General features: G+C 71.4%; 19 protein-coding genes and 1 pseudogene. 10 read left to right on the top strand and 10 right to left on the bottom strand.

The window, feature by feature from the left end:
• Positions 1–76: 76 nt before the first annotated feature.
• Positions 77–2,173 (bottom strand): serine/threonine-protein kinase, encoded by a 2,097-nt coding sequence (locus ACFWVE_RS13020; protein WP_384012170.1) that lies wholly within the window; start codon positions 2,171–2,173, stop codon positions 77–79.
• Between the two features lie 170 nt (positions 2,174–2,343).
• Between ACFWVE_RS13020 and ACFWVE_RS13015 the strand changes: the two genes are divergently transcribed.
• Positions 2,344–3,387: a serine hydrolase domain-containing protein gene (locus ACFWVE_RS13015; protein WP_384012167.1), complete on the top strand. Its 1,044-nt coding sequence runs from the start codon at positions 2,344–2,346 to the stop codon at positions 3,385–3,387.
• A gap of 150 nt (positions 3,388–3,537) precedes the next feature.
• On the opposite strand, the gene ACFWVE_RS13010 is transcribed toward ACFWVE_RS13015, so the two are convergent.
• A complete protein-coding gene (locus ACFWVE_RS13010) occupies positions 3,538–5,244 on the bottom strand; it encodes a glycerol-3-phosphate dehydrogenase/oxidase (protein WP_384012162.1) in 1,707 nt (568 codons plus the stop codon).
• Between the two features lie 273 nt (positions 5,245–5,517).
• Between ACFWVE_RS13010 and ACFWVE_RS13005 the strand changes: the two genes are divergently transcribed.
• On the top strand, positions 5,518–6,726 hold the full coding sequence (locus ACFWVE_RS13005) for a nucleotide sugar dehydrogenase (RefSeq protein ID WP_384012159.1): 1,209 nt from the start codon (positions 5,518–5,520) through the stop codon (positions 6,724–6,726).
• 766 nt (positions 6,727–7,492) lie between these two features.
• On the opposite strand, the gene ACFWVE_RS13000 is transcribed toward ACFWVE_RS13005, so the two are convergent.
• From ACFWVE_RS13000 to ACFWVE_RS12985, 4 genes are all read right to left on the bottom strand, one after another.
• Complete coding sequence (locus tag ACFWVE_RS13000; RefSeq protein WP_384012157.1) at positions 7,493–8,617, bottom strand: GuaB3 family IMP dehydrogenase-related protein; 1,125 nt, start codon at positions 8,615–8,617, stop codon at positions 7,493–7,495.
• Between the two features lie 258 nt (positions 8,618–8,875).
• Positions 8,876–10,384: an IMP dehydrogenase gene (guaB, locus tag ACFWVE_RS12995; protein ID WP_384012154.1), complete on the bottom strand. Its 1,509-nt coding sequence runs from the start codon at positions 10,382–10,384 to the stop codon at positions 8,876–8,878.
• Between the two features lie 184 nt (positions 10,385–10,568).
• Positions 10,569–11,156: a sigma-70 family RNA polymerase sigma factor gene (locus tag ACFWVE_RS12990; RefSeq protein WP_266080582.1), complete on the bottom strand. Its 588-nt coding sequence runs from the start codon at positions 11,154–11,156 to the stop codon at positions 10,569–10,571.
• Between the two features lie 508 nt (positions 11,157–11,664).
• A complete protein-coding gene (locus ACFWVE_RS12985; protein WP_003948568.1) occupies positions 11,665–12,276 on the bottom strand; it encodes a response regulator transcription factor in 612 nt (203 codons plus the stop codon).
• Between the two features lie 378 nt (positions 12,277–12,654).
• Here ACFWVE_RS12985 and ACFWVE_RS12980 point away from each other — a divergent pair, with 378 nt between their 5' ends.
• Positions 12,655–13,053: a WhiB family transcriptional regulator gene (locus tag ACFWVE_RS12980; protein ID WP_384012148.1), complete on the top strand. Its 399-nt coding sequence runs from the start codon at positions 12,655–12,657 to the stop codon at positions 13,051–13,053.
• Positions 13,054–13,135: 82 nt separating this feature from the next.
• Here ACFWVE_RS12980 and ACFWVE_RS12975 read toward each other — a convergent pair whose 3' ends face one another.
• On the bottom strand, positions 13,136–14,032 hold the full coding sequence (locus ACFWVE_RS12975) for a LysR family transcriptional regulator (protein ID WP_384012145.1): 897 nt from the start codon (positions 14,030–14,032) through the stop codon (positions 13,136–13,138).
• Positions 14,033–14,114: 82 nt separating this feature from the next.
• Between ACFWVE_RS12975 and ACFWVE_RS12970 the strand changes: the two genes are divergently transcribed.
• The gene (locus ACFWVE_RS12970; RefSeq protein WP_384012140.1) at positions 14,115–14,807 is read left to right on the top strand and encodes an MOSC domain-containing protein; all 693 of its coding nucleotides are present in this window, start codon (positions 14,115–14,117) and stop codon (positions 14,805–14,807) included.
• Positions 14,808–14,973: 166 nt separating this feature from the next.
• Complete coding sequence (locus tag ACFWVE_RS12965) at positions 14,974–15,747, top strand: SDR family NAD(P)-dependent oxidoreductase (protein WP_384012135.1); 774 nt, start codon at positions 14,974–14,976, stop codon at positions 15,745–15,747.
• Between the two features lie 472 nt (positions 15,748–16,219).
• On the opposite strand, the gene ACFWVE_RS12960 is transcribed toward ACFWVE_RS12965, so the two are convergent.
• Both ACFWVE_RS12960 and ACFWVE_RS12955 read right to left on the bottom strand, forming a co-directional pair.
• Positions 16,220–17,092, bottom strand: coding sequence for a class I SAM-dependent methyltransferase (locus ACFWVE_RS12960; protein WP_384012131.1), 873 nt, complete (start codon positions 17,090–17,092; stop codon positions 16,220–16,222).
• 128 nt (positions 17,093–17,220) lie between these two features.
• Positions 17,221–17,817: a helix-turn-helix domain-containing protein gene (locus tag ACFWVE_RS12955; protein ID WP_384012126.1), complete on the bottom strand. Its 597-nt coding sequence runs from the start codon at positions 17,815–17,817 to the stop codon at positions 17,221–17,223.
• 104 nt (positions 17,818–17,921) lie between these two features.
• Between ACFWVE_RS12955 and ACFWVE_RS12950 the strand changes: the two are divergent.
• The 5 genes and pseudogenes from ACFWVE_RS12950 to ACFWVE_RS12930 form a co-directional block, all read left to right on the top strand.
• Positions 17,922–18,290: pseudogene (locus tag ACFWVE_RS12950) on the top strand (MFS transporter); the annotation flags it as partial.
• A 909-nt stretch (positions 18,291–19,199) separates the two neighbouring features.
• The gene (locus ACFWVE_RS12945) at positions 19,200–19,859 is read left to right on the top strand and encodes a hypothetical protein (RefSeq protein WP_384012121.1); all 660 of its coding nucleotides are present in this window, start codon (positions 19,200–19,202) and stop codon (positions 19,857–19,859) included.
• A gap of 304 nt (positions 19,860–20,163) precedes the next feature.
• Positions 20,164–20,829: a maleylpyruvate isomerase family mycothiol-dependent enzyme gene (locus tag ACFWVE_RS12940; protein WP_384012116.1), complete on the top strand. Its 666-nt coding sequence runs from the start codon at positions 20,164–20,166 to the stop codon at positions 20,827–20,829.
• A gap of 1 nt (position 20,830) precedes the next feature.
• Positions 20,831–21,016, top strand: coding sequence for a hypothetical protein (locus ACFWVE_RS12935; protein WP_384012112.1), 186 nt, complete (start codon positions 20,831–20,833; stop codon positions 21,014–21,016).
• A 63-nt stretch (positions 21,017–21,079) separates the two neighbouring features.
• On the top strand, positions 21,080–21,856 hold the full coding sequence (locus ACFWVE_RS12930; RefSeq protein WP_384012109.1) for a hypothetical protein: 777 nt from the start codon (positions 21,080–21,082) through the stop codon (positions 21,854–21,856).
• 450 nt (positions 21,857–22,306) lie between these two features.
• Here ACFWVE_RS12930 and ACFWVE_RS12925 read toward each other — a convergent pair whose 3' ends face one another.
• Positions 22,307–24,103, bottom strand: coding sequence for an ankyrin repeat domain-containing protein (locus ACFWVE_RS12925; RefSeq protein WP_384012104.1), 1,797 nt, complete (start codon positions 24,101–24,103; stop codon positions 22,307–22,309).
• Positions 24,104–24,291 lie beyond the last annotated feature (188 nt).

Raw genomic sequence — 24,291 nt, 5'->3', positions numbered from 1 at the left:
TTCACGATACGTGCCGGAGGCAACCCGAAGAGAGGGGATGTCACATCTCACTCCCCATTCCGGCGGCCGCTCATGCTCAGGACTTGGGTTCAAAGGACTGCGTCAGCGCCTTCCAGGTCTCCTTGCGCTGCTCACCGCCCCAGCCCTCGGCCTTCGCCGTGTACATCAGCGCATACCCGACCCGGCCGTCCACGACGAACCCCCGGTCGATGGTCCGGTACTTCGTACCGCCGTCCACGTAGGTGAACTCCCAGTCGGCGGTGTTCCACCCCCGGTAGTCCACCGCCTCTATCCGGATCCTCTTGTACTGCGAACGCACCATGCCGCGTTCCTGGTTCTCCCAGTCGGCCACCGGGTCGTCCTTCGGAGTGGACGTCCAGGCGACGAGCAGCCTCTGTCCGTCGGGCCCGGTGAACCGGTCCCCGGCGCTGTCCGTCGACTGGTACTTCCAGCCCTCGGGCAGCCCGATCGTGTACCCCTGGCTCCCGTTGTGCGTCGCCACCACCGAGGTGTCCCCGTCAGCCCTGGCCGACTCCCCGGACCCGCTGTCGCCTGCCCCGGTGCCGGCGTCGGCGTCGCCGGATCCCGCTCCCGTGCCCTTCGATTCGGCTGCCTCGCCGTCGGTTCGGGTGCCGTCGTCCGCGCCGCCCCCGGAGCCGTCGTCCTTCTTGGTCTCGGCGCTGGGTGCCTGGCCGGAGGCAACCTGCTCCGTGCCGTCCTTCGCTCCCGCGCCGCCCTCGTCATCGCCGCCGAGCGTCAGGGCCAGCACGGTACCGATCACGGCGAGCACCACGACCACCGCGATGAGGACCAGCGTCCGCCGCGGCACCACATCGGTGAGCGACGCCTTCGGCGTGGGCCGCGCCGGCAGGTCCGGCGGCGTCATCACGGGCCACCCCGAATCCCGGGCACCCGACGTCGAGTTCGTCGCCGCCCCGGAAGCCGAGCCAGGAACCGAGCTGCGCACCGAGCCGGGCCCGCGGTTCGCCGCCGGACCACTCGGCCGTCCCCCGCTCCCCTTCCCGGCCCCGGTTCCAGCCCGAGGCGTGGTCGGCGTGGTGGCAGGGTTGGCCGGGTTTGCCGAGGCGTTCTTGCCGGCCGTCGAACCGCCGGTACGGCTACCGGGCTTGGCGCGCGTCGCAGCCGCCGAACCGGCCGCCCCTGCCGACACCGCGGCCTTCCGTACGGACCGCATCGCGCCGCGCAGCCGCTCCCCGGCCTCCTCGCCGCTCCGCCTGCCTCCGCCACGCCCGCCGGGCTGCTCGGGCAGCGGCACGACCTTCGTCGCGTCCGCCGGTTCCGAGTCGCCGCCCTTGGTCGCGGATGCGTTGATCACCGCGTTCAGCATGGCCCGCGCAGTGGCGTCGTCGAGCCGCTGGGCCGGGTCCTTGGTGAGCAGTCCGTGGATGACGTCCCTGAGCGGTCCGGCGTTCCTGGGCTCCTCGAGCGGCTCGGTCATCACCGCCGTGAGCGTCGCGATCGCGGATCCCTTGTCGTACGGCGGCGTCCCCTCCACCGCCGCGTACAACAACCCGCCGAGCGACCACAGGTCGGCCGCCGGCCCCGGTTTGTGCCCGCGGGCCCGCTCCGGGGAGATGTACGAGGGGGCGCCGACCAGCATGCCGGTCGAGGTGATGGACGGGTCGCCCTCGACCTGGGCGATGCCGAAGTCGGTGAGCACCACCCGGCCGTCCTCGGCGATCAGCACGTTCGACGGCTTCACGTCACGGTGCAGGATGCCCTCGCGGTGTGCGGACCGCAGTACGTCGAGCACCGCGAGCCCGACCTCGGCGGCACGCCGGGGTTCCAGCAGGCCGTCCTCCCGGATGGCCTCGGCGAGCGACTTGCCCTCGACGAGCTCCATCACGATCCAGGGCCGGTCGTCCTCCTGCACCACGTCGAAGACCGTCACGGCACTGTTGTTACGGATCCGCGCGATCGCCTTGGCCTCGCGCAGCGTCCGTGTGATGAGCCGCCGCTTCTCCTCCTCGTCGATGCTCGACGGGAACCGAAGCTCCTTGACGGCGACGGTCCGCCCCAAGGTCTCGTCCTCGGCGCGCCACACCGTCCCCATGCCGCCGCGGCCGAGCACATCTCCCAGCCGGTACCGCCCGGCGAGCAGACGTGCGCTCTCGTCCTGACGGGTTGTCCCCGCCCGCTCCGGCTCCGACATGCGTCCCCTCATGCAACCCGCCCCGACAGAGCCTTCATTGTCCCTCACTCGACAAGTGCTCCACGCCCAGGGTGCCCCTGGCCGTACCCCGCGCCCGGCGCACCCGGAACCCGGGTGGAGGACGTACTCCGCGGCCCTGCATGATGTCCCTCCGACAAGAGAGGAACCGGATGCCGCCGCCTCGGACGCTCCTGGCCATCGCTGTGTCCGTGGCCTTGCTCGCCCTGGCACCGACGGTCTCCTCGGCTCTGTCGGCCCATCCCGCCGACGTGCTCCTCCCGCTGCTGGTCACACGGGGTGGAGCCCCGGCGGCGGCCCTGCTGGCCGTGGAGGAATCCGGCCCGCGCTACGCCCAGGCCGGCGAGGGCATGGGCCGGACCGACCACTTCCGCGCCGGCAGCGTCACGAAGACGTTCATCGCGACGCTCGTGCTGCAACTGGCGGACGAGCACCGCCTGTCGCTGTCCGACACCGTGGAGAGACATCTGCCGGGACTGGTGCGGGGAGCGGGCAACGACGGCCGCGCGCTGACCCTGCGTTCCCTGCTCAACCACACCAGCGGTCTGTACGACTTCGCCGAGGAGACCCGTGGCACGGCCCCCGTCACTGCCCGTCAGGCACTGCGTATCGCCCTCACCCACTCCCCGGCCGCCCCCGGCCGCTACTCCTACTCCAACACCAACTACGTCCTGCTCGGCCTGGTCGTCGAACACGTCACCGGTCACTCGTACGCCACCGAGGCCGAGCGGCGCATCATCGCTCCACTGCGTCTGACGGGCACCTCCTTCCCCGGCTCCCGCTCCTCCCTGCCCTCTCCGCACGGCCGCGCGTACACCGCCGACGGAACCGACGTCACCGCACTCGACCCGCGGGTGGCCGGTGCCGCGGGGGAGCTGGTGACCACGCTCGCCGACCTGGACCGTTTCTACGCGAGCCTGCTCGGCGGTGAACTGCTGCCCCCGCGCCGGCTGCGCGAGATGCTCGACACCCGTGCCACACACGGCTCGTACGGCATGGGCCTGTACCCCGTGGAACTTCCGTGCGGCACCACCGTGTGGGGGCACAACGGACACATGTCCGGCAGCTACGTGCGCAGCGCGGCCACCGTCGACGGCCGGCATGTCCTCACCTTCCGGGTGAACACGGACGCGATAGCGGACCCCGGCCTCGAACCCGCGGTACTCGCGGCCGAGTTCTGCCCTCGCACCCCGTAGAACGGCCGGGTTCCGAACGGAGATCCCAGTTCACGACACTCCTTCGAGTGAACGTGACCCCGAACCCCGAACCCCGAGGGCCGGGGGCCGGGGGCCGGGGGCCGGGGGCCGGGGGCCGGGATCGTCCTGCCCCGGCGGACGGCCCTTCCCCTACAACGGAATGATGTCCGGAGCCCCCAGCCGTGCCGCGTCCGCCGTCAGGTCGTCCGGCTGCCGCTGCGACTCCCGTTCGGCCTCCACCCGCTTCTCGTAGTGCTGCACCTCGCGCTCGATCCGGTCCTTGTCCCAGCCCAGCACCGGCGCCATCAGCTCGGCGGCCTCCCGTGCGCTGCGCGTTCCCCGGTCGAACGTCTCGATGGAGATGCGGGTCCGCCGGGTCAGCACGTCGTCCAGGTGCCCTGCCCCCTCGTGCGAGGCGGCGTAGGTGATCTCGGCGCGCAGGTAGTCGTCGGCCGCCTGCAGCGGTTCGCCCAGCGAGGGGTCCTCCGCGATGAGTTCCAGGACCTCTTCGGCCAGCGACCCGTACCGGTTCAGCAGGTGCTCGACCCGCACCACGTGCAGTCCGGTGCGTGCGGCGATCCGTGCCCGCGCGTTCCACAGCGCCCGGTATCCCTCGGCGCCGACCAGCGGTGTGTCCTCGGTGACGCAGGCGGCGACCCGCACGTCGAGCCCGTGCACGGCCTCGTCCACCGCGTCCTTGGCCATCACCCGGTAGGTCGTGTACTTGCCGCCCGCGACCACCACGAGTCCGGGTACGGGATGGGCCACGGTGTGCTCGCGCGACAGCTTGCTGGTCGCGTCGGACTCACCGGCGAGCAGCGGCCGGAGGCCGGCGTACACGCCCTGGACGTCGTCCCTGGTGAGCGGGACCGCGAGGACCGAGTTCACATGTTCGAGCAGGTAGTCGATGTCCGCGCTGGACGCGGCCGGATGCGCCTTGTCGAGGTCCCAGCCGGTGTCCGTGGTTCCGACGATCCAGTGCCGGCCCCACGGGATGACGAACAGGACGGACTTCTCCGTGCGCAGGATGAGCCCGGTGGTGGAGTGGATGCGGTCCTTGGGGACGACCAGGTGGATCCCCTTGGAGGCCCGTACGTGGAACTGGCCCCGCTCGCCCACCATCGCCTGGGTGTCGTCGGTCCACACACCTGTGGCATTGACTATCTGCTTGGCGCGGACTTCGTACTCCCCGCCGCCCTCGACGTCCTGCACCCGGGCGCCGACGACCCGTTCGCCCTCGCGCAGGAATCCGGTCACCCGTGCGCGGTTGGCGACCTTCGCGCCGTACGCCGCCGCGGTGCGCACCAGCGTCGCCACGAACCGGGCGTCGTCCATCTGGGCGTCGTAGTACTGGAGCGCCCCGACCAGGGCGCCCTTCTTCAGACACGGTGCCACGCGCAGCGCGTGACGGCGGCTCAGGTGCCGGTGCACGGGCAGCCCCCGTCCGTGTCCGGGGGCCATCGACATGGTGTCGTAGAGCGCGACGCCCGCCCCGGCGTACAGCCGTTCCCAGCCCTTGTGCTGCAACGGGTAGAGGAACGGCACAGGTTTCACCAGGTGCGGGGCGAGCTTCTCCAGCAGCAGACCGCGCTCCTTCAACGCCTCCCGTACGAGGGCGAAGTCGAGCATCTCCAGGTAGCGCAGGCCGCCGTGGATGAGTTTGCTGGACCTGCTGGACGTGCCCGACGCCCAGTCACGTGCCTCGACCAGCCCTGTGGACAGGCCGCGTGTCACGGCGTCCAGTACGGTGCCGGCGCCGACCACGCCACCGCCCACCACCAGTACGTCCAGTTCACGCTCCGCCATGGATGCGAGTGACTCGGCGCGCTCCGCCGGCCCCAGTGTCGCTGTCCTCACCGCTGCCTCCCGCTCGTCGGTCGCATCGGCCGCACCCGTCGGGCGAAGCCCGGTCCCCCTTCCCCCATGCCCAGATTCTCGCCGGGTTGCCCGATTCCAGCCACCACGCGCCCCCAACCTGTGGACAACTCTCACCGCGACTCAGCGAAACTCGGCCGACCAATACCGCATATCGGTCATATTTACTCCTAGTCTGACATTGCGCTCGCTCGTTCTGTCCACCGAGCTTGCGCGCCTGTCCCGCTTCGGTTATTGGGAAGGACGGCCCACGCCATGCCCGCAGATCTCGCCGTCATCGGACTCGGCCCCTACGGCCTGCCCCTGGCCCAGGCCGCCGTCGCCGCCGGCATCCCCACCATCGGCTACCGGACCGGCCCGGAGACCGCCTCCCTCAGCCCCGCCGAACTGCGCCGCATGGCCGCCCAGGGGTTCCGCGCGATCACCGGCCCCGCCGAGCTCGGCCGGGTGCGCACCGCCGTCATCTGCGCGCCGGTCCCGCGCGGCGCGGAGGGCGGGCCGGACCTCGGCCCGGTGGAAGCGGCCGCCCGCACCCTGGCCGCGCGGCTGCGCCCGCACACCACGGTGATCCTCGAGTCCCCGGTACCCCCCGGAACGACCGAGGAACTCCTCCGCCCCCTGCTCGAATCCGGATCCGGCCTCCGCGCGGGCCGCGACTTCCACCTCGCCTACTCCCCCAGCCGCGTCGACCCGGGCAACCGCGACTTCACCCCCGCCAACACCCCGAAGGTCATCGGCGGTCTCACCCCGGCCTGCACCGAGTCGGCCGCCGCCTTCTACGGGAGGCTCACCGACAAGGTCGTCCGCGCGCGCGGCCCGCGGGAGGCGGAGACCGTGCAGTTGCTGGAAACCAACTTCCGGCACGTCAACACCGCCCTCGTCAACGAGATGGCCGTGCTCTGCCACGACCTGGGCGTCGACCTGTGGGACGTCATCCGCTGCGCGGAGACCAAGCCCTTCGGCTTCCACTCCTTCCGCCCCGGCCCCGGCGTCGGCGGCCACGCCCTCGCCCAGGACCTCACCGCCCACACGGGCCGCACCCTGCGGATGGCGGAACTCGCCCAGCAGGTCAACGGCCGGATGCCCCACTACGTCGTCCAGCGCGCCGCCGCGCTCCTCAACGAGCACGGCAAGTCGGCCCGCGGCGCACGCGTGCTCCTTCTCGGCGTCACCTACAAGGCCGACCTCGCCGACCAGCAGGGCAGCCCCGCGCGGGAGATCGCGATGCGGCTGATGGAGCTGGGCGCCTCCGTCAGCTACCACGACCCGCACGTCCCGTCCTGGAGCGTGCTCGACCGCCCCCTCCCCCGCGCCGACTCCCTGTACGAGGCCGCCGCCGACGCCGACCTGACGATCCTGCTCCAGCAGCACCGCACGTACGACCTCCAGGGCCTGTCCGTGAAGGCCCAGCTGCTGCTGGACACCCGCGGGGCCACTCCGACGGGGGCGGCGCACCGGTTGTGAGAGGGACGAGGGGGGGCGCCCACGGCGTCCCGTGCTTCAAGAGCTGATGGTGGGCGGCACACGGCGCAGGTATTTTGGGATTCAGGCGGGGACCACCGCAGAAGGCACTGCGGCAGGCTCCGGATGGATCACGGAGCGCCCACCCCTATGTCTCGTAGGGGTGGCCGCTCACCATCCAAAAATCCGCAGGACCCACCTCCCCCGGCACCGGACCGGCCATCGGCGAATCCGGTACCGTACAAAGAGGTGGAGCCCACCGCAGAGGCTACTGCGGCGGGCTCCGGATGGATCACGGAGTGTCCACCCCTATGTCTCTTAGGGGTGGCCGCTCACCATCCAAAAATCCGCAGAATCCACCTCCTCCGGCACTTCACCGTCCACAGACGGATCCGGTCCCAGCGGGTGGGCTTGCGGTGGCGACCCATGGGCACGCCCCCTTCCACGAGGCCGCCCGTCAGCCCGGTTGGGCGGTCCGTTCGGATCGGGCCGGGCCCCGAAGGGCGGGGTCCGGATCGTGTCCTTGGAAGGGGGCGTCCCGGAGAACTGGGCCGCCGGACACGGACATTACCGCCCCGAATCGGCCCATCTCCCGATATTCACGCCGAAGGCAACCGCGCGCCCTCCTCGCGCCCCACGCGCCCCCATCACCACGCACCACCCTCGTGGACATGCGACGGGGCCCGGCCATCCGTTGTGGATGGCCGGGCCCCGTCCTCGCTCTCAAGGGCGTCGTGCGCACCGCGCTCCGTGCGGGCGCGGCATCACGTCATCGCCGGTGCTGCGAGTCCGCCACCGTCACCTCGACGCGCTGGAACTCCTTCAGGTCGCTGTACCCGGTGGTGGACATGGCGCGGCGCAGGGCGCCGAAGAGGTTCATCGAGCCGTCGGGCGTGTGCGACGGCCCGGTGAGGATCTCCTCTATCGTGCCGACGGTGCCGAGGTCGACCTTCTTGCCGCGCGGCAGCTCCTCGTTCACCGCCTCCATGCCCCAGTGGTTGCCCTTGCCGGGACCGTCGGTGGCGCGCGCGAGCGGGGAGCCCATCATCACCGCGTCGGCGCCGCAGGCGATGGCCTTGGGCAGGTCGCCCGACCAGCCCACGCCACCGTCCGCGATCACGTGCACGTACCGGCCGCCGGACTCGTCCATGTAGTCGCGGCGGGCGGCCGCCACGTCGGCGACCGCGGTGGCCATGGGGACCTGGATGCCGAGCACGTTGCGGGTGGTGTGCGCGGCGCCGCCGCCGAAGCCCACCAGGACACCGGCCGCGCCGGTGCGCATCAGGTGCAGGGCCGCGGTGTAGGTGGCGCAGCCGCCGACGATCACCGGCACGTCGAGTTCGTAGATGAACTGCTTCAGGTTGAGCGGCTCGTGCGAGCCGGAGACGTGCTCCGCGGAGACGGTCGTCCCGCGGATCACGAAGATGTCCACGCCGGCGTCGACGACGGCCTTGGAGAACTGCGCGGTGCGCTGCGGGGAGAGCGCGGCCGCGGTGACCACGCCCGAGTCGCGCACCTCCTTGATGCGCTGCCCGATCAGCTCTTCCTTGACGGGGGCGGCGTAGATCTCCTGGAAGCGGCGCGTGGCCGTCTCGGCGTCCAGCTCGGCGATCTCGTCGAGCAGCGGCTGCGGGTCCTCGTAGCGCGTCCACAGTCCTTCGAGGTTCAGCACGCCGAGGCCGCCGAGCTCACCGATACGGATCGCCGTGGCCGGCGAGACGACCGAGTCCATGGGGGCCGCCAGGAACGGCAGCTCAAAACGGTAGGCGTCGATCTGCCAGGCGATCGAGACCTCCTTCGGGTCCCGCGTACGGCGGCTGGGAACGACGGCGATGTCGTCGAAGGCGTACGCCCGGCGGCCGCGCTTGCCGCGCCCGATCTCGATCTCAGTCACGTCTGTGGCCTCTCCCTGATGCGTTGCAGCGCCTTCCAGTATCCCCGACCGTCACGCCCCGCATCACCCCGCGTCGCTCCGCGTCCCCCCGGACGAACGACGAGGGCGGCCCGGACCTCTCCCGGGCCGCCCTCGGACGACTGGAACGAACCTGTCGCACGCCCGTGCGTCACACGCGCGTACGTCACACGCGCGTACGTCACACGCGTGTGCGTCACACGCCCGTGCGGGCCGTCAGCGCCTGCGGCTGTGGTGCTGTCAGCGCTCGCTGCTGTAGTTGGGTGCTTCGACGGTCATCTGGATGTCGTGCGGGTGGCTCTCCTTGAGCCCCGCGGAGGTGATCCGCACGAACCGGCCGTTCGCCTGCAGGTCGGGCACCGTCCGGCCGCCGACGTAGAACATCGACTGGCGCAGGCCGCCGACCAGCTGGTGGACCACCGAGGAGAGCGGGCCGCGATAGGGCACCTGGCCCTCGATGCCCTCGGGGACGAGCTGCTCGTCGGAGGCGACGCCCTCCTGGAAGTAGCGGTCCTTGGAGAACGACCTGCGGTCGCCGCGGGTCTGCATCGCGCCGAGCGACCCCATGCCGCGGTACGACTTGAACTGCTTGCCGTTGATGAACAGCAGCTCGCCCGGCGACTCCGCGCAGCCCGCGAGCAGCGAACCCAGCATCACCGTGTCGGCGCCCGCGACCAGGGCCTTGGCGATGTCTCCGGAGTACTGCAGGCCGCCGTCGCCGATGACCGGGACACCGGCCTCCTTGGCGGCGAGCGCGGCCTCGTAGATCGCGGTGACCTGCGGCACGCCCACGCCGGCGACGACACGCGTGGTGCAGATGGAGCCGGGGCCCACGCCGACCTTGATGCCGTCGCAGCCCGCGTCGACCAGGGCCTTCGCGCCGTCGCGCGTGGCGATGTTGCCGCCGATGACGTCGACGCCGGCGGAGTTCGACTTGATCTTGGCGACCATGTCGCCGACGAGGCGGGAGTGGCCGTGCGCGGTGTCGACGACGATGAAGTCGGCGCCCGCCTCGATCAGTGCCTGGGCGCGCTCGAAGGCGTCGCCCGCGACGCCGACCGCGGCGCCGACCAGCAGCCGGCCCTCGCCGTCCTTGGCCGCGTTCGGGTACTGCTCGGCCTTCACGAAGTCCTTGACCGTGATCAGGCCCTTGAGGACGCCGTGGTCGTCGACCAGCGGAAGCTTCTCGATCTTGTGGCGGCGCAGCAGCTGTACGGCCTCCGCGCCCGAGATGCCGACCTTGCCGGTGACCAGCGGCATCGGCGTCATGACGTCGCGCACCCGCCGCGAGCGGTCGGTCTCGAAGGTCATGTCGCGGTTGGTGACGATGCCGAGCAGCTTCTTGTTGCCGTCGGTGACCGGGACGCCGCTGATGCGGAACTTGCCGCACAGGGCGTCGGCCTCGGCGAGGGTGGCGTCCGGGTGAATGGTGATCGGGTCGGTCACCATGCCCGACTCGGAACGCTTCACCAGGTCGACCTGGTTCGCCTGGTCCTCGATGGACAGGTTGCGGTGCAGGACACCGACGCCACCCTGGCGGGCCATCGCGATCGCCATGCGCGATTCGGTCACCTTGTCCATGGCGGCGGACAGCAGCGGGACGTTGACCCGCACGTTCCTGGAGACGTGCGAGGCGGTGTCGATCTCGTCGGGCGCCATGTCCGACGCGCCCGGCAGCAGCAGCACGTCGTCGTAGGTCAGCCCGAGTGTCGCGAATTTACCGGGCACTCCGTCGACGTTCGCAGTCATGACACCTTCCCCAAATGGCCTTGATCGGTGCGGATGTCCATGCTAACGGGAAGGAGAGCTGTCTCATTCCATGGTTCCGCGAGGCTCCGGTCTTCGTATGTTCGTACGGAATCGACCGCGAGCCCGTTCAGCGCCCGCGGGGCGGCCGGGCGGCGGACGGTCCCGGCAGTGGCGGCAGTGGCGGTTACTGCTCCGCCAGCGCGCGCAGCCGGCTCAGGGCGCGGTGCTGGGCGACCCGGACGGCACCGGGTGACATTCCCAACATCTGGCCGGTTTCCTCCGCCGTGAGGCCCACGGCGATCCGCAGCAGAAGCAGCTCGCGCTGGTTCTCGGGCAGGTTGGCCATCAGTTTCTTGGCCCACTCGGCGTCGCTGCTGAGCAGAGCGCGCTCCTCCGGGCCGAGGGAGTCGTCGGGACGCTCGGGCATCTCGTCGGAGGGCACGGCCGTCAGACCGGGGTGGCGCATGGCGGCTCGCTGCAGGTCGGCGACCTTGTGTGCGGCGATGGCGAAGACGAACGCCTCGAACGGGCGGCCGGTGTCCCTGTAGCGGGGCAGTGCGAGGAGCACCGCCACACAGACCTCCTGGGCGAGGTCCTCGACGAAGTGCCGGGCGTCGCCCGGGAGCCGGGACAGCCTGGTGCGGCAGTACCGCAGTGCCAGGGGGTGGACGTGGGCGAGCAGATCGTGCGTGGCCTGCTCGTCTCCGTCGACGGCGCGGTGGACGAGCGCACCGATCGCCCCGTGGGCCGTGCCCGCCTCGTCGTCGCGCATCGGTCCATGGTGCCTTGCGGGCGTCGGCTCCGCGGCACCCCGCCCGTTGTTGTGCACCGAAGCGTTATGAGCAGGTGCGCCGGAACTCATCGCCTGCGCCCTCCCCTTCCGCTCGACCGACTTGTCCCCGAGGAACTCCACACCTCAAGGATGCGTCATCCGCGGCGAAACAGGCACAGGGCACTCGGCAACCGGCTTCGGCACCCTGGTGGACCAGGCGTTTCACGCCTCTGCCGACGAGGTGCGCGCGGACGCCCGCGGGACCTGTCGTCCGGATCGGTCCGGGGCCGCCCTGCGCGGTACGCGTCCTGCCGGAGCAGCGTCCGCGTCCGGCAGGGTGACGGCAGCCCGCGCCAGGGGCGTCGCCCGTGTCCGGCGCGATCCCGCGCGGGCGCGGTCCACGCCTGTGCGGTCCGGGCGGGCGCTTCCACGTGCCCCCACCCGCCGACCACCACTCGGTGCCGTACACCGAAGCCGGTCCGGTCCGGCCCGGCCCGAAGGACAGGCCCTAGCGCACCAGGCCCCACCGGAATCCGAGCGCCACCGCGTGGGCCCGGTCCGACGCGCCGAGCTTCTTGAAGAGCCGCCGGGCGTGCGTCTTGACGGTGTCCTCGGAGAGGAACAGCTCGCGGCCGATCTCGGCGTTGGAGCGGCCGTGGCTCATGCCCTCGAGGACCTGGATCTCACGCGCGGTGAGCGTGGGCGCGGCACCCATCTCCGCCGAACGCAGCCGCCGCGGGGCGAGCCGCCAGGTCGGGTCGGCGAGAGCTTGCGTGACCGTCGCACGCAGCTCCGCGCGGGAGGCGTCCTTGTGCAGATAGCCGCGGGCGCCGGCGGCCACCGCGAGTGCCACGCCGTCGAGGTCCTCGGCGACGGTGAGCATGATGATCCGTGCGCCGGGGTCGGCGGACAGCAGCCGCCGGACGGTCTCGACACCGCCCAGGCCGGGCATGCGCACGTCCATCAGAATCAGGTCCGAGCGGTCGGCTCCCCAGCGGCGGAGCACTTCCTCGCCGTTGGCAGCCGTCGTCACGCGCTCGACGCCGGGCACGGTCGCGACCGCGCGGCGAAGCGCCTCTCGGGCAAGCGGGGAGTCGTCGCAGACGAGGACGGAAGTCATGACCGCCCTCCGCAGCTGATGCGCGTCACCTTGAGCCTCCAGGCTGGTACGAAATCGTCACCTGTGCGGTCGACCGCTTCGGACACCTGCCCGAGCGCTTGTTCCTTCAACCGCCTCGCACTCTCAACGACGGTCACCCGAAAGAGTTACGGGGCCGTCTGCCGACTTCGGCACTCTACGTGAGGGGACGGACACGGTGCAGACACGCGCGGCACACCCTCGAACTTTCATCACAACCCATGCCCCGTTTGGACCCTTTTCTTCCCATTCACTGGTGTCTGAGGCTAGATTCGCAATGAGTCATATTTTCATCTCCTTGGATCGTAGTTGTACGGTCGTGGACACAGGATCCGCCCAGAACGGCTACAAGGGGTCACAATGGCAGATTTCTCCCGCCTTCCAGGACCGAATGCGGACCTGTGGGACTGGCAGCTCCTGGCCGCGTGCCGCGGGGTGGACAGCTCGCTCTTCTTTCACCCCGAGGGCGAGCGGGGTGCGGCACGAAGCGCTCGCGAGCACTCGGCCAAAGAGGTCTGCATGAGGTGCCCGGTACGCGCCGAGTGCGCCGCCCACGCGCTGGCCGTACGCGAGCCGTACGGCGTGTGGGGCGGACTGACCGAGGACGAGCGCGAAGAGCTGATGGGCCGGGCGCGCCACCGATTGGTGCCGGCCTCGCCGGCGCCCGCGACATCGAATGCACCGGCGGCATCGGCGGTGTCGACACCGGTCTCCACGCCGGTCGCGACAGCGGGCGGGCACGCCTCTTCGAACAATTGAAAGAACGTTTCTTCACCTCGGGCACACACACGTGCCCTTCGTTTTTTGTGTCGGCCGCCCGTGAGGGCCGGGTGGTTCCCGGTCAGCGGCCGCCCGCGCGCGCCAGTTGGTCGAGCGTCGCGCCGACCGCGGGCACCTGGGCGAGGTCGGGGAGGGTCAGGGCGACGATCTCCCGCCGCACCGCGGGCTCCAGGGTGACGGTACGTACACCCCTGGGCCGTACGGAGTCGACGGCCAGCTGGGGCAGGACGGCGACCCCGAGTCCCGCACCCACCAGTCCCGCGACCGCGGGGTAGTCGTCGGTCGCGAAGTCGATGCGCGGGGTGAAACCGGCCGACTCGCACACTTCGACCAGTTGCCCCCGGCAGCGCGGACAGCCGGCGATCCACGGCTCCTCGGCGAGTTCCCCTATGGACAGGGACGCCGCGTGCGCCAGCGGGTGCCGCTCGGGCAGGAGCCCCACGAGCCGGTCCGTGAGCAGGGGCCGCACGACGAGGTCGTCCCACTCCTCGGCGCCCGACGCCCCTTCGTAGCGGAAGGCGAGGGCCACGTCGCAGTCCCCCTCCCGCAGCATCTCGACGGAGCGGGGCGGCTCGGCCTCCTCCAGGGAGACACGGGTGCCCGGGTGGGCGTCGCGGAGCGCGGCGAGGGCTGTCGGGACGAGCGTCGAGCTGCCGCTGGGAAAGGACACGAGCCGTACCCGCCCCGCCCGCAGCCCGGCGATGGCGGCGACCTCCTCCTCGGCGGCGGCCAGCCCGGCGAGGACGCCGGAGGCATGGCGCACCAGCGCGTCCCCGGCCTGCGTCATGCGCATCTCCCGTCCGGTGCGGACGAGCAGCGGTGTGCCGACGGACGCCTCCAGCGCCTTCATCTGCTGACTGACGGCGGGCTGGGTGCAGCCCAGTTCCCTGGCCGCCGCCGAGAACGAACCGGTGGCGGCCACGGCGCGCAGTACGCGGAGATGACGGGCTTCGATCACACTCCAAGAATAAGCCGCCCTTTGGCGGGGCACTGAATATTGAGTCGACGCTTTGATCCGGCATCGCCTACGGTGCGCCCTCATGAAGCTTCTGTCTGTGAACCTGGGTCGTCCCAAGGCCGTGCCGTACACGGACCACCCCGAGGGCGTGACCGGCATCGACAAGCGGCCGGTGGACAGGCCGGTGCGGGTGGCGGCGCCGGGACCGAAGGGGTTCGGCGCGAGCGGCCTGGCCGGGGACGCGGTGTGCGAGACGCGGCACCACGGGGGCGATGACCAGGCGGTGTACGCGATGGCCCGCGAGGACCTCGACGAGTGGGAAGGCGTGCTGGGGCGCACGCTGCCGAACGGCTCGTTCGGCGAGAACCTCACCACGGAGGGGGTCGACCTGTCCGGTGCCCGGATCGGCGAACGGTGGGCCATCGGGCCCGAGGTGGTGCTGGAGGTCACCTCCGGCCGTATTCCCTGCCGTACCTTCCAGGGCCATCTGGGTGAGAAGGGCTGGGTGAAGCGGTTCACGCAGCGCGGCGCGCCGGGCGCGTACCTGCGAGTGATCCGGCCCGGTGAGGTCCGGGCGGGCGACGCGATACGGATCGCGCACCGGCCGGATCACAAGGTGACGGTCGCTCTGCAGTTCCGGGCGACGACCACCGAGCGGACCCTGTTGCCGCGGCTGCTGGCCGCGGGGGACGCGCTGCACCCGGAGGCGATGGCGACGGCGCGGACGTACCTGGAGAAGTACGGAGAGAAGTACGTGGCGGAACTGGACTCCTGACGAACAGCCGCCGCGCACCGGCCACCCGTCACCGGCTGCCGAACAGGAAGTCGGGGGCGGGTGGAGGGGCGGGCGTGGGGGTGGCTGACCCGGACGGGCTTCAGTTCACCGGTCGGGGCGGCGGTGCCGAGCGGACGCCCGGACTCCGGGTAACTAGTCTTGAGCCATGACAACCGCTCTGATTACGGGTTCGACGGCCGGGATCGGTGCCGCGTTCGCGCGGCGGCTGGCGGCCGACGGGCACGACCTGGTGCTGGTGGCCCGCGACCTCGGCAGGCTTCGGGAGCAGGCGACCGAGCTTCACGACCGTCACGGTATCGAGGCGGAGGTGCTGTCGGCCGACCTGTCCGAGGACAAGGGCATCGAGGCGGTGGCCGAGCGGCTGGGCGACCGCAGGAACCCCGTGGACCTGCTGGTCAACAACGCGGGTTTCGGCAACAAGGGCCGGTACCTCGAAGTCTCCATGGCGGACGAGCTGAGGATGCTCAAGGTGCACTGCGAGGCGGTGCTCCGGCTGACGACGGCTGCGGTGGAGTCGATGCGGGAGCGCGGGCGCGGGGGCGTCGTGAACGTCGCCTCGACCGCGGCGTTCGTGCCGCGCGGGACCTACGGGGCGTCCAAGGCGTGGGTCGTGCAGTTCACCCAGGGCGCGGCACAGGACCTGGCGGGCAACGACGTCCGTCTGATGGCTCTGTGCCCCGGCTTCGTCCGCACCGAGTTCCACGAGCGGGCGGGGATGGGGACGGACAACATCCCGAACTGGATGTGGCTGGACGCGGACAAGGTGGCCGAGGCCGCCCTCGCCGACCTGGCCCGCGGCAAGACGGTGTCGATCCCGGACCCGCGCTACAAGACCCTGATGGGGGCGGCGAAGCTGGTACCGCGGGGCATGCTGGGCGGGCTCACCTCACGGTCGGGGCGGAAATACGGACCGCGGTGACGGCGGGGCCGCGGTCTGCGCATCTCGCAGGCACCGGCGGGTGTCCGCCCCGAGACCGGTATCACCACCGCGGATCTGCTCTCCCGGGTCCGTGCGCGGTTCCCCGGCCTCACGGTGCTGGACGAGACGACGTACGGGGAGCCGACGATCGCCGGGCGGGGGAAACGGGTGGCGAGGGATCCGAAGCGGGACGGCCGGAGGGTTCCGAGACGTGAGTCCACACTGCGCCGCAGGCCGGCGTACCGGGACGCGTTACCGACGATTCTGGTGGTGTGCGGGGCGCGGAACACCGAACCGGCTTGCCTCAGAGGCCTTTTGAGGGCGGTCGACAACCGCGCCGTCCGGCGGGCGTCCGACCCGCCCCCGGCGACGGGCTGCGGGGCCCGCGCCGGACGACCTCACCGCGCCGGACGTGACACCCCCTCGTTTGCGACTGGTGGCAGCGTTCTCGACCGGCACCCCGTGTTCGGGGTCAGGTGCGGCGGGCGGCCCATACGGTGCGCTCGGTGCGTACCGTCAGGTCGTCGCGGCGCAGGATGCCGTGCGGGCTGCCGGTGTCGAGGAGCCGGTCGAGCGCGGTGAGGTCCTCGGGGGAGAGCCTTTCGGCGATGACACTGCGGATGCGCCGCAGGATGCCGAGGGCGTAGAGGCCGATCGCTTCGCTGCGGGAGCCTTCGATGTTCACGGCGATGGTGCGTTCGTCCTCGACCGTGAAGCCGGCGGCGGTCAGCATCGGGCCCCAGTCGGCGCCGCGGTGGGGCATGTGTTCGGCCTGGAGACGGTCGGCCGCGGCGTGGACGCGCTCTTCCAGGCCGGGCCGGTCCGTGGGGGCGTTTTCGGGCAGGAAGCGGGGGTGGCCGGCCAGTTCGACGACGGCGAACAGGCCGCCGGGCGCGAGCGCGTCGTGGACGGTGCGCAGTGCGCGGTCGGGGTGGGCCATGTGGTGCATCGAGGCCGACGCCCATACCAGGTCCGGTGAGCCGAGGTCGGGCCAGTCGGCTTCATCGAGGTCGGCCTGGACGGTGCGCACGCGCTCCTGGACGCCGCGGGTGCACACCTTTGTGCGCAGGCGCTGAAGGTGTTCGGCGGACGCGTCGACGGCGGTGACGTGCGCGTCGGGGAAGCGGTCGAGGAGGGCGAAGGTGCCCGCGCCCGTGCCACAGCCCAGATCCACGATGTGGTGTGGGCCGGTATGCAGTGGCAGCCATGCGGTGATGGAGGCTGTGTGCTCGGCGAGGACCTCGGCGTCCAGGTCGAGGATCTCCGCCTGGCCGTCGGTTCCGTGCTCGTGGTGGTGACCGTGCGAAGCGCCGTGGTGGGGGGTGTGCGCGTGTGCTTGGTTCATGCTCTTCACGCTAAGACGGTTATGCGCCTGCGGCACGAAATCTTCCCGTTTACGCAAGATGGTGGTCGGGTGTGCTGCCCGACGCGCAAGAGGTCACCGCCGCGGAGGCCGTCGCGCGGCCCGCGCCGTCATTCGGGAGTGCCCTGAGCGTCGCCGCCGCCGTCGCCGTCGCGCTGGTGACCCCGGCGGGCATCGCGGTCGAAGATGCCCAGGATCTCGCAGGGCCCGCCCTCGGCGCCGATCGCGTGCGGCATCATCGTGGGGAACTCGGCGGCCTGGTTGGTCCCGAGGCGGAAGCGGCGGTGGCCGAGCATGAGGATCGCGGTGCCGGACAGGACGACGAGCCATTCGCGCCCCGGGTGGGCGCGCATGCGGGCCGGGTTCTCGGGTGGCGGTTCGGTCATGCGCTGGCGCACCACGCTCATCCCGGGGTCGGCCTTGACGGGCCAGCGCATCTGGCCGTGGGCGCTGTCGATCGTCGGGCTGGTGACCACGTCGTCGGCGGCGGTCTCCACGAGCTGATCCAGTGTGGTGTCCAGGGCGCGGGCGAGAGTGACCAGCTGATCCAGCGCGAGGCGGCGCCGGCCGTTCTCGATGCGGCTCAGTGAGGACTGGCTGAGGTGGGCGCGGGTGGCCAGTTCCTCCAGCGACCAGCCCTGCGCCACCCGCAGAGCACGGATGCGTTTGCGTACGAGGCTGTCCAGCTCTCCACCTTCTTGCGTCATGAGCAACATCGTATGCCCCTGATGCAATGCGGGGTTGGCATCGCGTGCGGACGGTCCGGCCCTGCTCCGGCGCCGACTCGACATGCCCGTTTTGAGAAGAATGCATGAGTGCGAACCAGCCCGTACGGGCCGCGCAAGCCGGCGGCGGGGGTGTCACCGACGTGCGTCGGCTGCGCACGATCCTGATCGCCGTCTCCATCGCCCTGATGGTGGTCATCGCCTCGGCGACCGGGTTGAACGTCGCGCAGACCCACATGGCCGTGGAGTTCGGCGCCTCCCAGAGCACGGTTCTGTGGATCATCAACATCTACCCCCTTGCCCTGGCCGCGCTGCTGCTGCCGCTCGGCGCCGTCGGCGACCGCCTGGGCCGCAAGCCCGTGCTCATCGCCGGGCTGGGTGCCTTCGGCGTCGCCACCGTTGTCGCGGGCCTGGCCCCGACGGCGGAGGTGACGCTCGCCGCGCGCGTGGCCGCGGACACCGCCCGGGAAGGCGTCGCCAACGCCGTCGAAGCGGCGGGCAGCACCGGCCCGCACGCACAGGACCTGCTCCACGCGGCCCAGCAGTCCTTCGAGGCGCAGGACCGGCACGACGCGCACTTCCGGGCGAACCCGTCGAAGAACGACCGGGACCGGCTGCTCGACTCCTTCGACTCGCTCGCGAAGTCGCACCGCACGGTAGGACGCACAGGCATCATCCACACCGAAACCAGCACAAGTTGCGACGAACGAGTGAACGACCCTCCCACCCTCCGGGCAGGGTCCGTCCCCTTGAAGTGCGGGCCGAGGCCGCCGCCTTACCGGAGGGCGAAGGCGCCGGTCACGGCGTGGAGCGCCACCTCATGCAGTTCCGGCCGGCCGACGCGCAAGGAAGCGGTCCGGCCCGTCTCGTCGATACGGCGTGCGTGAGTGCGGTCGGAAGCCGAACCCCACCCTCTTCACTCAACGCGTCCACGCGCGCACGTTCCGTGCGGTACGGTCGCCACAAGTCGGCCCCCGCAACGGTTGCAGCCGTTGGCGAGGGCCTGAACCACCAGTGGACAGGACCTCCACCCGTGATTTATCGGCACCATATCGCGCCCTCGCGCGTTCACTCAGCTCTCGCACGAGATCATCCGGCACCCGCGTCTGTCCTCCGACGCCGTCCGACTCCTGACCTGGCAGCTCTCCCTTCCCGAGGGAGCCCGCGAGTCCCTGTCGCGCACCGCCGAACGTGCGGGCATCCGTCCGTGTGCCTTCACCCGGGCCAAGAACCAGCTCAAGGCCGAGGGCTTCGTCCACGAACGGCGCCTCCAGGGATCCGGCGGCCACTGGGCCACCCAACAGCTCATCTCCAGCACCCCGCTGAGCGCGACCGAAGCCGCCAAGCTCCTCGCCCACACGCCCGTGGGGACCGTCACGGAACGGGTGCCGCCGCAGGTCGCACCGAGTCGTCGTTTCCCGGCCGTCGGCCACCCGACCCCTCGGCCCACCGACGGTCATCCCAATAAAAACCTGTGGGAAAACACCTCCAACCCACCCCCCGAACCCCCCAGGTCCGAGCCGGAACCGGAGCCCGGACCGGAGCCGGAACCGGCGCCCGAGGCGACGGCCCCGGAGACCGCCCCACCTCTCCTCGAAGAGGCCCGCGCCCTCGTCTCCACCTTCCCCGGCCTCTCCCCCGCCCTGCGCCACATCCCCCGCGCCATGCACGCCGAACTGGCCGGCCTCACCGCCCGCTGGCTCGCCGCAGGGCACCCGCCCGCCGCCGTCCGCCTGCACATCCTGCGCGGCCTCCCCGACGACGGCAGCACCGTCCACCGCCCCGGCGGCCTGCTGCGCTACCTCCTGCGCGACGTGCCGCTGCCGGAGCCTGCCTCCTCCGCCGACGGCGCGCGTCCTCCCGTACCGCCGGACCCCGCTCGGCCCGGCCCCGGCCGCCTGTCCGCGCGGCTGACCGCCCTGCGGGAGTGCGAGGGCGAGCACGTACAGGCCACGCTGTTCCGGCCGGTCGACGACGAGGCACTGTGCCACGACTGCCTCCGGCGCAGCCTGCAGGTTGCGTAAGCGGGAGCGGGAGCGGGAGCGGGCGACGTTCGTCGATGGTTTTGGGCAGCACTTGGCGATCGGACGGCTCCAAGATGTCGATGAGAACCGGCAACTCCGGGCAGCCGCTGGTGATTTCGGCGTGCCAACTGCGGTAGCCGCCGGTGCGCGTGCGATCCGGGTTCAGGCGCCGGAGAAAAAGATCGCTCACCGGCGATGACTTTGCTCCGGAGCGAAAGTCTCCTTGGGGAACGCCCCTGCCGGACGCCCGCTGTTCGGGCCGGGGACACCGCAGATCACGATCCTTGACAGGAGTCCAGCCCATATGACTGATCCGGCACTGACAGCGGACCGCAATCGCGAGACCGGGATCTGGCCCTTGATCCGCACCGAGCGAGCGGCGCTGGCGGCCGATCTCGCGGATCTGACGGACGAGCAGTGGGCAACGCCGTCGCTCTGCAGCGGTTTGACGGTGCGTGAGGTGCTGGCGCACCTGACCGCGGGCGCGAGCCTCAACACCATGAGCTGGCTGGCGGGTGTGATCCGCTGCCGGTTCGACTTCGACAAGCAGGTGGCCGTGCGGCTGGCCGAGCAGCTCGGCGCGACCCCGGGCGAGACCCTTGGACGTTTCCGGCGCGTCGTCCCGAGCACGACCAAGCCTCCCTTGCCTGCCATCGCCATGCTGGGCGAGACGATCGTGCACGGAGAAGACATCCGGCGCCCGCTGGGCATCCGTCGCGACTATCCGATCGGGGTCGTCACGGAGACGGCCGAGTACTACCAGGGCTCGGACCTCGTGGTCGTTGCCAAGGGACGCATCGGCGGCCTGAGACTTGTAGCGGATGACGGCCCGTTCACGACCGGTTCCGGGCCTCTCGTGTCCGGCCGCACCTTGACCCTGGTAATGGCCATGACTGGGCGCGCGACGTACTGCGACGATCTCGAAGGCGACGGTGTGGAACTCCTCCGCAGTCGCTGCGGGACGGCGTGACATGGCTCTGGAAGCTTCACTGCGAACTGCTGCACCCCTGGTCGGCGCGGGCCTGGACCGCATCATCCACGCCGACTGCACCGAGGGCCTCGATCCACTCGACCTGGCCGCTCGCGCCGACGTCTCCCTCACCCTCGTCAATGGCGAAACCGGGCTGTCCGTCGTCGATCTCCTGGAGCGCCCTTGAGCCAACACCCCTCGTACGTCGTTCCGCCCCTCGTTGTCAGTGACGCCTGGCACGATGCGCGCCATGGGAACGAGAGACGTCAGTGACGAGGCGTACGTGGTCGGCCTGTGCAACCAGGTCCTCGGCGAGGAGGCCCTGACCCAGCACAAGTTCGACTGGCTGCTGGGTGACCCCGGGGCCGGAGGCCGACGTGCCAGGCTGCCGGTCGACGCGTACTGGCCCGGCCACCGACTGGTGGTCGAGTACCGGGAACTGCAGCACGATCAGCCCATGCCCCACTTCGACAAGCCGGACAGGCTCACCGTCAGCGGAGTCCACCGGGGCGAGCAGCGGGCCCTGTACGACGCCCGCCGTGACACCGAGATCCCCGCCCACGGGCTGCGGCTGATCGTGATCCGCCCCGCCGACCTCGACGCGGACGGCCGCGGGCGGCTGCGGCGCAGCCAGGAGGCCGATCTCGCGGCGCTGCGGACGATCCTGGCCCGGGCCGGCGACGAGGACCGGGTCACCGACGCCTTCCGCACCTGGCTGCTCACCGAGGGCTGGACACCGGTCGAACCCACCGACCGCTGGACCGACGTCGAAGCCGTGCGCGGCGACGAGCGGCTGATCTGCGAGGCCAAGGGCCGCACCGGCGAGAAGGGCATCGACGCCGACATCGCCTACGGGCAGCTGTTGCGCCGGATGACGAGTCAGGACCCCCGGATACGGTACGCACTCGTCGTGCCGTCCTCGTCCGTGAAGGCCGTCGAACGCGTTCCGGTCCATGTCCGGGCGCTGCTGCGCATCGAGGTGTACGAGGTGACGGACGAAGACAGGGTGCGTCCGCTGCCGGCCTGAACGGGCACGCCATGAAGGGGCGGCACAAGCGCGGGCGACGGGCAGCCGCCCCCGACAAGTCCCACACTCTCGCCCACCGCTCCCACAGAGCGCCGCCGTGGGGGCGTCGGACCTGGTGAACGGGGCTGCCGCCACGGGATCTTCGTGGCATGACGAGTTCCCCCAGCGGCAGCGACCGGCTGCTTCCGCCGTCCCCTTCGCCGAGCAGAGAGCCCTCACCCTCCGCTTCTCCGCCACCCCCGCGGGGCGCCCGGCTCGCCCGGGGCCTCGCCTCCCAGCAGACGGACGCCTGGGGCTGGACCTACGGCAGCCCGGTGCACGACACCGTCGAGCTGGTCGTGGCCGAGCTGGCCGCCAATGCCGTCACCCACGGCCGGGTCCCCGGCCGGGACGCCGGTGACGTGCGCCGGCGGACGCCGTGGACACCGCCTCCGCCGGTCTTGTCGCCCCTCAGCGCCGGAGCCGCGGAGGCAGCTCGACCCAGCGGCGTGGGCTGCTCAGTCCGGCCGCGTCCCGGCCGTCGTCGATGCTCAGGCCGGCCGCGGCGCACGCGTAGGCCATGATGTCGGCGCCGTGGGGGAACGCGTGCCCCCGCTGCCAGAAGCGGAAGGTCCAGAAGGCGGCCGGGTCCGACGCGTGCGGCCCCAGGCCGATCTCCTCGGACTCGACGACTTCGCCGTCCCGGGCCAGGGTGCCGAAGGTGCCGCCCTTCGGGTTGAAGTACACCCCGTAGGCGGCGGTGCCCGCCGATATCGCCTTCAGCACGGCGTTGTCGCTCGGCATGTACCCGTCCTGCGCGATCGCGCAGCCGCCCGGGGCGCCGTCCACACCCAGGACGCCCACGTAACGCAGGGACTCGTCGTAGTCCGCCGGGTCGAAGGGCGCGTCGTCGAGTGCCTCCCTCGGGCACCGCGCGGGGTCGGCACCGAGCCGCCGGATCACCTCGTCCTCGCTCAGGCCCCGTACGAAGCAGATGCCGAGCCCTTCCGTCCACAACCGCTCCTCGCCGAAGGCCGCTATGAGCGCGTCCGCCCTCTGCTGGGCAGCGGCCTCCTCGGCGGGCAGCTCCACCGCCCCCGGCAGGTCACGCACAAGAGGTGCGAGCGACGTGGTCGACAACAGCCGACCGGGCGACCAGGGCCCCGACTGCGGTGTCCACACATCCGCCCCGGCGTCGATCAGGGCGCGGACGGTGCCCTCGTCCACGTTCTGGGCGGCATACCACAGTGGGGTGTGCTCACTGTGGTCGCGTGCGTCGACGACGCCGTACGCGTCCTTGTCGGTGGCCTCGTTCTCGTTCTCGGCCACCTCGTGCGTCAGGAGCGCCGTCACCGCTTCCGTCGTGCCCCACTCCGCCGCCAGGTGCAGCGGGGTGGTGCCGAGCTGTCCGACGGTGGCGGCCACAGGCGCGCCTCCGGCGAGCCGGGCCCGGATCAGATCCGCGTCCCCCCAGTCCCGGTAGCCGATCTGCTGCCAGTCGGCCCGCGGCACATAGCGCTGCCGTGCCTCCTCCTCCCGGCGCAGCGTCTCCAGCTGGTGCCGGGTCAGGGGCGGTGCCAGGAACGTCGGCGGCCCGCTCATCTCCATCGTCGCGAAGGTGCCCGACTCCTGTGCCGGCTCCGGCAGCTCGGGGTCCGACCACACCTCGAGCGCACGGCTCGACGCGGCACGCAGCGTCGCCACGTCGATGGCGGTACGGGTCTCGGCCATCGACTCGTCCGGCCACTCGACCACCAGCTCCGCTTCCCCGGGGGGCGGGAGTTCCGCCAGGTACAGGTCGACGTCGGTCTTGAACAGGGACCTGTGGGAATGGTGCAGGCCCGGATCGAGCGGAATGAGCCCGACCGCTTGGTCCGTCTGTGCCACGCGCGCCTGCCCCTGCGGCCCGGTGAACGGGATTCTCCGCGACACCTTGCCGTCCAGCGAGGTCACGCGACGGCCGTCGGAGAACCGCAGCCCCACCCGGAGCCCGGACTGCCGCTGCGCGTCCGCACCCTGACGGCGGACGCTGCGGAAGACCGCCAGATGCAAGGTGACCGACCGCGGCCACACGGACCATCCCGTCAGCAGCACCCTGGTTTCCGGACCGGCACCGACGACTTCCAGCTGCGGCACCCGCGCGGGTGCGAACCGGTCGACGGGCGGCGCATACCGCCCCTCGTCCTCTCCGGGCGGCCGTATGGTCACCAGCACGGCCCGCTCACCGGCCTGTTCCTCCGGCAGCACAAGATCATCGAAGAATCCCATGCGCCGAGCGTGGCACAGGGCACTGACATTGCCACCGACAGTGCCGTCGACTGCGAACACGGGCGCAGCACGGAGGCGCGGGGCCCGGGGGGGGGGGGGGCGGGGCCCCTAACACCCCCCCCCCCCCCCCCCCCGCGTCCGGGATCTCAGGTGCCGCTGGATGCCGCCGCGCACTCCGCGCACGTGCC

This window comes from Streptomyces sp. NPDC058632, from assembly GCF_042717095.1.
In the GTDB taxonomy this organism is placed as follows: domain Bacteria; phylum Actinomycetota; class Actinomycetes; order Streptomycetales; family Streptomycetaceae; genus Streptomyces.
Note: the sequence above shows the minus strand (reverse complement) of the source record. Positions and strands in the feature narration are given on the sequence as shown.

Excerpts from the sequence above, each read along its gene's own strand:
- ACFWVE_RS12985 (WP_003948568.1), bottom strand. The coding sequence starts at position 12,276 with ATGACTTCCGTCCTCGTCTGCGACGACTCCCCGCTTGCCCGAGAGGCG.
- ACFWVE_RS12955 (WP_384012126.1), bottom strand. The coding sequence starts at position 17,817 with ATGACGCAAGAAGGTGGAGAGCTGGACAGCCTCGTACGCAAACGCATC.
- ACFWVE_RS13015 (WP_384012167.1), top strand. The coding sequence starts at position 2,344 with ATGCCGCCGCCTCGGACGCTCCTGGCCATCGCTGTGTCCGTGGCCTTG.
- ACFWVE_RS12965 (WP_384012135.1), top strand. The coding sequence starts at position 14,974 with ATGACAACCGCTCTGATTACGGGTTCGACGGCCGGGATCGGTGCCGCG.
- ACFWVE_RS12925 (WP_384012104.1), bottom strand. The coding sequence starts at position 24,103 with ATGGGATTCTTCGATGATCTTGTGCTGCCGGAGGAACAGGCCGGTGAG.
- ACFWVE_RS13020 (WP_384012170.1), bottom strand. The coding sequence starts at position 2,173 with ATGTCGGAGCCGGAGCGGGCGGGGACAACCCGTCAGGACGAGAGCGCA.
- ACFWVE_RS12970 (WP_384012140.1), top strand. The coding sequence starts at position 14,115 with ATGAAGCTTCTGTCTGTGAACCTGGGTCGTCCCAAGGCCGTGCCGTAC.
- ACFWVE_RS12960 (WP_384012131.1), bottom strand. The coding sequence starts at position 17,092 with ATGAACCAAGCACACGCGCACACCCCCCACCACGGCGCTTCGCACGGT.
- ACFWVE_RS12980 (WP_384012148.1), top strand. The coding sequence starts at position 12,655 with ATGGCAGATTTCTCCCGCCTTCCAGGACCGAATGCGGACCTGTGGGAC.
- ACFWVE_RS12940 (WP_384012116.1), top strand. The coding sequence starts at position 20,164 with ATGACTGATCCGGCACTGACAGCGGACCGCAATCGCGAGACCGGGATC.
- ACFWVE_RS12930 (WP_384012109.1), top strand. The coding sequence starts at position 21,080 with ATGGGAACGAGAGACGTCAGTGACGAGGCGTACGTGGTCGGCCTGTGC.
- ACFWVE_RS12935 (WP_384012112.1), top strand. The coding sequence starts at position 20,831 with ATGGCTCTGGAAGCTTCACTGCGAACTGCTGCACCCCTGGTCGGCGCG.
- guaB (WP_384012154.1), bottom strand. The coding sequence starts at position 10,384 with ATGACTGCGAACGTCGACGGAGTGCCCGGTAAATTCGCGACACTCGGG.
- ACFWVE_RS13005 (WP_384012159.1), top strand. The coding sequence starts at position 5,518 with ATGCCCGCAGATCTCGCCGTCATCGGACTCGGCCCCTACGGCCTGCCC.
- ACFWVE_RS12990 (WP_266080582.1), bottom strand. The coding sequence starts at position 11,156 with ATGCGCGACGACGAGGCGGGCACGGCCCACGGGGCGATCGGTGCGCTC.